Genomic DNA, 7409 nt, shown 5'->3' with positions numbered 1-7409 from the left:
TGCCTACGATCAGGCCGAAACATTGCTTGGCCAGGGCTCGGTCGGCATCGAGCTGGACCAGGATGCGCCTGAGATCGAGACGCTTCTGGTCGCGGTCGGCGGCGGCGGACTGATCGGTGGTATCGCCGCATGGTTCGGGCGGCGCATCCGCATCGTCGCGGTCGAACCGGAAGCGGCGCCCACGCTGCATGATGCGCTCGCCGCAGGCCATCCAATCGACGCGCCGGCCGGCGGCATCGCCGCCGACAGCCTGGCGCCAAAACGCGTCGGTGAACTGATGTTTCCCATCGCGCGCGACAATGTTGCCGAGGTGGTGCTGGTCAGCGACGACGCGATCCGTCAGGCGCAGGAAAGACTGTGGTCCGCCTTGCGCGTGGTCACGGAGCCCGGCGGCGCGGCCGCGTTCGCCGCGGTTCTGTCGGGGCGATACAGGCCGGCGGCCGCAGAGCGCGTCGCCGTACTGCTGTGCGGGGCGAACACGACGGCGGTGCGGTTTTCAGAATAACTTTTCCTACGCCCAAGCGGCGACTTGCCTTTGCATGATCGTTCGGCTTGACTTCGCCGGCAGGGCTGACCGCCGACCATAATGGCGGCAGCCGCGGAGGACTTGGGGGGAAACATGGTCGAAGTTCGACGGCGCGCGCTCGTCCAGGGCGCGGTACTCGCGGCTCTCTCGTTCACCATCGGCGGCAAGGAATTCTGGCTGAGCCCGCGCGAAGCCAAGGCGCTGGGCGCGCCGGCAACCGTGCTGAAGCCGGAGGAGGTGGAAACCCTGGAAGCGATCGGCGAGACGCTGCTTCCCGGTGCACGCGTCGCGGGGATCGCGAATTTCGTCGACAATCAGCTTGCCGTGCCTCCCGGGGATTGCCTCCTGATGGCGCGCATTGCCAATGTCCGTCCGCCCTTTGCCAATTTCTATCGCGCCGCGCTCGGCGCCATCGAACGCAGCTGCCAGGCGCTTCACACCAAACGCTTTGCCGAGCTTGCCGCGGCCGAGCAGAACGATTTCGTCGACCGCCTGCGTCAGAACAAGATCGAGGGCTGGCAGGGGCCGCCGCCGCCGTTTGTCTATTTCCTGCTGCGGCATGACGCCGTCGACGTCACGTTCGGGACCGTGGAAGGCATCGAGGGGCTCGGCATTCCCTACATGCCGCACATCGCGCCGGAAAAGAGGTGGTGATCATGGCTGCTCCGGAAAAAGTCGATGTGGCGATTGTCGGTGCCGGTGCATCCGCTTCGGTCTTTGCCTCGGTGCTCGCCCGCGCCGGCAAGAAAGTGGTGATGCTCGAGCAAGGGCCGGATTGGCGCGAGGGCGATCTGATCAGTTCGGAAATCTGGGGCCGCCGTCTCAAGGTCGTGAACCCGGCGGTGCTCGAGGGCAAGGACCGGCTCGGCTACGCCTACAACGCAGGCTGGGGAAGCGGTGGCGCCGCCACGCATTATTTCGCGATGTTCCCGCGGCTGCTGCCGAGCGACTTCAACATGAAGAGCGCCTACGGACGCGGGCTCGACTGGCCGTTCAGCTATGACGATCTCGCGCCGTATTACGATCGCGTGGCGCAGGACATCGGCGTTTCCGGCGACGCCAAGGCCGAGGAACGCTGGCGGCCGCCGGGACAGCCTTATCCAATGCCGCCGATCAAGACCTTCCGCCATGGCGACGTGTGGCTCAAGGGGTTCGAAGCGCTCGGGATCAAGACCGCACGGGCCGCGACGGCGATCAACAGCCAGGAATACAAGGGCCGGCCGCCGTGCGTTTACGACGGCTGGTGCAATGCCGGCTGCCCGATCGGCGCGCTTGCAAATCCCACCACGACCTATCTGGCCGAAGCGCGCAAACAAGGCGCCGAGATCAAGCCCTTCAGCACGGTGACGCGGGTTCTCACCAATGACAAAGGAGACCGGGTCACCGGCATCGAGTACTACGATCGCGACCGGCAGCGACAGGTTCAGCAAGCGAGCGTCGTTATCCTGGCGGCGTTCGTATCCCAGAACCCGCGCATCCTGCTCAACTCCGCGACCGACAAGCACCCGAACGGGCTCGCCAATGCCAACGGACTGGTCGGCCGCTATGTCATGGCGCACACGGGCGCGACCATCTGGGGCATGTTCGACGAACCCGACGTCCAGAACTACATGGGCGTGCTCGCACCGATGCATTGGTCGTATGACCGCTACGACAAGACGGCGCGACCCGGCGCCTTCGGCAGCATCCTCTGGCACTGCAGCCCGGCGATCAAACCGAACGACATCGGCGGCATCGCCAACTCGCGCAATGATCTGTTCGGCCAGGCGCTGGTCGACTTCATCAAGCGCGGTTCGCGTCAATTATCCCGCCTGCAGGCCTTTGGCGAAGAGTTGCCGAACCGCGACAATCGCGTGGAACTGGCGAGCGAGAAAGACGAGTTCGGCTTTCCGCTGGCGCGAATCCAGCACACCTATGATCAGGACGCGGTCGGGGTCTGGCAACAGGCCTGCGACGAAGGCCTTCAGATCGCAAAAGCAGCGGGCGCCAAGGAGTCATGGGCGCTGCGCGCGTCGCCGCCGACGATCCACATGGTGGGAGGCACCGCCATGGGCAAGACCGCAGCCGATTCTGTCACCAATGGCTACGGCCAAACCCACGAGATCGCCAATCTCTGGATCAGCGGCGTGACGCTGTTCCCCACGGAAGGCGCCGTCAATCCGTCCTACACCATGTACGCGGTATCGCTCCGCGCAGCGGAGCACCTGGCCGCGAACTGGAGCACGATTGCCGGGTGAATTTGGCGGCGCGGTCCAGGCGCAACGCGGGTTGGACTTCAACCCCTCACCTCGGCCTGACCTCGATGACTTCCGCCGCGGCGGCGTCGACCGCGGCGCGGCTGTAGAGCAGCGGCACGTATTGGCCGGTGGCCCAGAGGGGCGCGAGATCGCGATAATGGGCGTTTAAGGGATCGCCGGATTGGCCAGGCGTATTGATTGCGCGGCTGGCATCCCAATTGCCGACGTCGAGCACCATGCGGAACGACGCGCCGGCGGTCAGGCGATAATCGGAGCGGCGGTAGGTCGCCGCGCGCGGCACATTGGCTGCGCCGCCGAATGCCAGTGGCCCGACCGACATCTGCGCGGCGGTCGCCGCATCGGTGAGCGGCTCCAGCGCATGGTCGAACTTCGCCACATGCAGGCGTCCCCAGCGCCACATTGAGGTGTCGGCCCCTAACTTCTCGCCGACGTCCGCGACGGCGCGACCGAGGCTTTCGCTCAAGACGCGGTCGCGCGCGGCTTTCGGATCGGCGCCGAGCGCCGCATCCGGCGCTTCGAGATAGGCGACGATCGGCGAAATGCTGGAAGCCTCCGGCGCGATGAGATCGGCGGCCTTCGGCGCCACCGCCTTGAGCAGCGCCGCGCCCAGGTGATTGGCGATCCACACCTCGTAGACCGCGGCGGCGGCGCTCTCGGCATCGTCGCGCGCGTCCCAGGGCTTGAGCAGCTCAAGCCCCTTTCGGGCATTGGCGTTCTCGGACTGAAGCGGTTGCAGCAGCTTCAGCAGGCGCCGCGCCAGCATCGAGGTGTTGTCGTTCTGCAGATCCATCGCGTCGGCCAGCGTCATCTTCGGTTTTGACTGCAACACCTCGACGATGCGCTGCCAGCGCGCCGGATCGGCCCATTCGAATCCGACCTTGCGCTCGGCGACCGGATAATCACCCGGCAGATTCATCTGGTTGGCGGTGGCGAAAAAGCCCTGCGCGGGGCGATAGACCCGCGGCAACTGATCGTTGTCGACGAAGCCCTGCCATTCGTAGCGGCCATCGCCCGGCACCGGCATCAAGCCGTCATAGCCGGCGCGGCGCGGCGTCTTGGCGCCGGGAATCCAGCCGATATTGCCTTTGACGTCGGCATAGACCTGGTTTTCCGACGGCGCGCCCCAGCGCTTCATCGCAGCGACAAAGCCGTTCCAGTCCTTCGCGGTCATATAGTCCGAGGAGCCGAAATAGGCTGAGGTGCCCGGCTCGAACCAGATCGAGCGGACGGCAAAGGCGCGCTTGTTCGCTTCATCGGTGTAGATCACGGGCCCGTGGCGGGTGAATTTGAGCTCGACGTCGCGCGCGCCCTCGCCTTTCACCTCGACGCTCTCATGCACGATCCGCATCGCTTCCCAGCTATCGCGATAGCGGTACTGGTTCGGGTCAGCCGGATTGAGCTCGTAGACGTAGAGATCTTCCTGGTCGACGTTGAAGATGGTGAGGCCGAAGGCGATGGTGCCGTTGTGGCCGATCGAGATGCCCGGCAGCGCCGGTTCGCCGGCGCCGATCACCGAAATGCCGGGCGCGTTGAGCCCGACGATATAACGCAGCGAGGGCACGCTGTGCTCGCGATGCGGATCGTTGGCGAGGATGGCGCGCCCCGTCGCGGTGCGCGAGGGCGCGACCACCCAGTTGTTGGAGCCGATGGTGTCGCGCTGCTGATCGGCTTCCGCCAAAAACCGGTCCGGATCGTGCTGGAGCATCGCCTTGCGCTCCCCCGGCTTTGGAAACGCCACCGGCCGCGTTGCCAGATCATAGGCGGCGAGCACCCCTTTCGGGATCGTGCAAGGATCAAGCCCTTCGGGAATCTTCGTGGTCCAGGCCGGTTCGAGCTTGACGCGGAACCGATCCGCCTCGAGACCGGCGGCGCAAGCCACCAGCGAACGCTTGACCTCGGAGGCGACGTTTCGCGTCAGGCCGTGACTGCGAACGCGCACGACATCCTCCGCCTGCCATGGATCCGGCCTGGTACCGGCAATGCGAAATTCAATCGGTAATGGGCGGCGGCCGGCCTGCACCTCCGCGACATAGGCGTTGATCCCCGCGACGAAGGCTTCCGCGTAGGATTTCGCCTTGGGACCGTAGGAGGCCCATTCCGCATTCATGTCGCCGCGATAAAGAAATTGCCGCAGCGCCTTGTCCTGTTCGACATAGGCCGGGCCGAAATCCTTCGCCAGCAGACCGAGGCCGCGCTTGCGCCACAGATCGATCTGCCAGAGCCGGTCGCGCGCGGCGTTGAAGCCCTGCAGAAAAAACAGATCATGCTCGTTTTCGGCATAGATATGCGGAATGCCCCAGACATCGACCAGGATCTTGCCCGGCGCCTGCAAGCCCTGCGCTTGCGCACTCGAGCTGCGGGCGGCGGATAGCGCGTCATTATCGCGGGCGACGGCCAGCGTCGTGGTCGCGGCAACGAGCGCAGAGATCAACACGCAACGGCCGGTGACTTTCCTCATCTTGTCGTTCCTGCCCCATCGTCGGGACCGCGTTCGCCGCGATCTCCAATTCATGACCTCCTTGGTTTCGACCTCAACTTTCAACAAAGTTCAAGGCGCAAAAATGCGGCCCCGGTCCGCGGAGGCCGGGGCTGCTCTTCTCTCTCGGTCGCGAAGCGAAGTTACATAAACCGCGCGGAGGCCGCGAACCTGGTGGACCCCGCGCTTGGATCGACGATGGTGTATCCGGCGATGGAGCGGGCGTGGTCCCGCGTCACGTGGCCGCCCGAATTGCCGTCGTGGACATTCCAGACATTCCCCGAGACCTGGCTCTCAAGAATCATGACATGGCCCGAGCGAACCGCCGCCATGCCTGGCGCCGGCGCCGTGCGCGGAAACCGATACCAATTGGCGGCGAGATTGAGCTCGGGAATGATGCGGCCAAACTTGTAGAGCGAGGCTTCGCAGCCACAGAAGCGGTTGGGACAGCCGGAAGGGCGGCTGCCGACGATGCTCTCGCCGCCGCCCGGCGCAGCCATGGCCCAGGCCTGCCGGAAATTCTCCAGACGGTATCCACGGCCGACGTCGGCGCGCTGGACGTAGGCGCGGTGTCTCCAGCCCCGGTGCGCATAAGCACGATGGTCAGAGGCGTGATGGGAATACGAATGATGCACGCGCACCGCGTGATGATGGCGCGCTTGTGCCTGACAGGGGAAGAACAACAGCGCGATGACGATACAGACTGCTCTATGCATTGCCGAGGACTCCATGGTTTGGAAATCCCCTGCCCGCGCGGGAGCGTCCTACAAACATGCCGCGACAATTTGGCGGTGAGAGACTTGTCTCCCCCGGATCGCCATTCGTCCGGCGCACACCGGAATTAGCCTGGGTTATTTCTTGCCGCGCAAAGGCCTTATTTGCCCAGGCATGCGCAGCATTGGCCGAGTGACTTCATGCCTCGTCGCTGGCGAGCACGCCTTTCACCGCAAGCGCCCAGCCATTCAGTTTTCGCGTCCGCGTCGCCGCGCTCATGTTCGGCTTGAAGCGGCGCTCGAGCCGCCAGTTATCGGCGAATTTTTCCGGCTCCGGATAGACGCCGGCCGCGAGACCGGCGAGGTAGGCAGCGCCAAGCGCGGTCGTCTCCAGCACTTTCGGCCGGTCGACCGGCGCATCCAGCAGATCGGCGAGGCGCTGCATCGTCCAGTCGGACGCCGTCATGCCGCCATCGACCCGCAGCACGACGTTGGCAGCTTTGGCCTCGGGCCAGTCCGAACGCATCGCCTGCCAGAGATCGACGGTCTGGTAACAGACGCTTTCGAGCGCGGCATGCGCAAGCTCTGCCGGGCCGGTGTTGCGCGTCAAGCCGAACAGCGCGCCGCGCACGCGCGGATTCCAGTATGGAGCGCCCATGCCGACAAAGGCCGGCACCAGATAGACGCTCTGGGCGGCATCGGATTTTTCGGCGAGCGGGCCGGTTTCCGCGGCGTGTTTGATGATGCCGAGGCCATCGCGCAGCCATTGCACGGCGCTGCCGGCAACGAAGATCGAGCCCTCCAGCGCGTAGGTGCGCTTGCCGCCGAGCTGATAGGCGATCGTCGTCAGCAGCTTGTTTTTCGATGTGACAGGTGTCGTGCCGGTATTGAGCAGCGCAAAGCAGCCGGTGCCGTAAGTCGACTTGATCATGCCGGGGGAGAAACACGCCTGCCCGATGGTCGCGGCCTGCTGATCGCCGGCAATGCCGCAAATCGGAATCGCGCTGCCGAACAGATCGACGACGCTCTCGCCGAAGCGCGAGGAGGAATCCTTAACCTCAGGCAGAATCGCGCGCGGCACGCCTAAGAGCTTCAGGAGGTCGCCGTCCCAGGCGCCGGTGTGAATGTTGAACAGCAGCGTGCGCGAGGCATTGGTGGCGTCGGTGGCGTGCACCTCGCCGCCGGTGAGCCGCCACAGCAGATAGCAATCGACGGTGCCGAACAGCAACTCGCCGCGTTCGGCGCGCGGCCGCGCGCCCGGGACGTTGTCGAGCAGCCAGCCGACCTTGGTGCCGGAAAAATAAGGATCGATGATCAGGCCGGTCCTGGCCGTGATCGCGGGCTCGTGGCCTTCGCCCTTCAGGCGCGCGCAGATCTCGGCGGTGCGGCGGTCCTGCCAGACGATGGCGCGGTGGACCGCCTTGCCCGTCGCGCGG

The 7409-nt window shown here is 65.3% G+C and carries 6 protein-coding genes; 3 read left to right on the top strand and 3 right to left on the bottom strand.

All coding sequences use genetic code 11. The features are described 5' to 3' along the window. From VFL62_RS05655 to VFL62_RS05645, 3 genes are all read left to right on the top strand, one after another. Window positions 1-505 (top strand): pyridoxal-phosphate dependent enzyme (locus tag VFL62_RS05655; protein WP_325171392.1); only part of this gene is annotated, 505 nt, incomplete at its 5' end. A 114-nt stretch (window positions 506-619) separates the two neighbouring features. Continuing rightward, window positions 620-1180 (top strand): gluconate 2-dehydrogenase subunit 3 family protein, encoded by a 561-nt coding sequence (locus VFL62_RS05650; RefSeq protein ID WP_325171391.1) that lies wholly within the window; start codon window positions 620-622, stop codon window positions 1178-1180. Between the two features lie 2 nt (window positions 1181-1182). Further along, the gene (locus VFL62_RS05645) at window positions 1183-2763 is read left to right on the top strand and encodes a GMC family oxidoreductase (protein WP_325171390.1); all 1581 of its coding nucleotides are present in this window, start codon (window positions 1183-1185) and stop codon (window positions 2761-2763) included. 46 nt (window positions 2764-2809) lie between these two features. Here the strand turns inward: VFL62_RS05645 and VFL62_RS05640 are convergent, their stop codons facing one another. The 3 genes from VFL62_RS05640 to VFL62_RS05630 all read right to left on the bottom strand — a co-directional run. Further along, entirely contained in the window at window positions 2810-5242 is a 2433-nt protein-coding gene (locus VFL62_RS05640) for a penicillin acylase family protein (RefSeq protein WP_325171389.1), read from the bottom strand. Window positions 5243-5403: 161 nt separating this feature from the next. Continuing rightward, window positions 5404-5976 (bottom strand): hypothetical protein, encoded by a 573-nt coding sequence (locus VFL62_RS05635; RefSeq protein ID WP_325171388.1) that lies wholly within the window; start codon window positions 5974-5976, stop codon window positions 5404-5406. A gap of 196 nt (window positions 5977-6172) precedes the next feature. Continuing rightward, on the bottom strand, window positions 6173-7409 hold a 1237-nt coding region (locus VFL62_RS05630; RefSeq protein WP_325171387.1), incomplete at its 5' end, for a glycerol kinase GlpK.

The organism is Bradyrhizobium sp. (genome assembly GCF_035701725.1).
Classification (GTDB): domain Bacteria; phylum Pseudomonadota; class Alphaproteobacteria; order Rhizobiales; family Xanthobacteraceae; genus Bradyrhizobium.
This window is presented reverse-complemented; position numbering and strand designations above follow the sequence as displayed.

Bases quoted from the DNA above. Each gene is read 5' to 3' on its own strand.
- VFL62_RS05650 (WP_325171391.1), top strand. From the start codon at position 620: ATGGTCGAAGTTCGACGGCGCGCGCTCGTCCAGGGCGCGGTACTCGCG.
- VFL62_RS05645 (WP_325171390.1), top strand. From the start codon at position 1,183: ATGGCTGCTCCGGAAAAAGTCGATGTGGCGATTGTCGGTGCCGGTGCA.
- VFL62_RS05640 (WP_325171389.1), bottom strand. From the start codon at position 5,242: ATGAGGAAAGTCACCGGCCGTTGCGTGTTGATCTCTGCGCTCGTTGCC.
- VFL62_RS05635 (WP_325171388.1), bottom strand. From the start codon at position 5,976: ATGCATAGAGCAGTCTGTATCGTCATCGCGCTGTTGTTCTTCCCCTGT.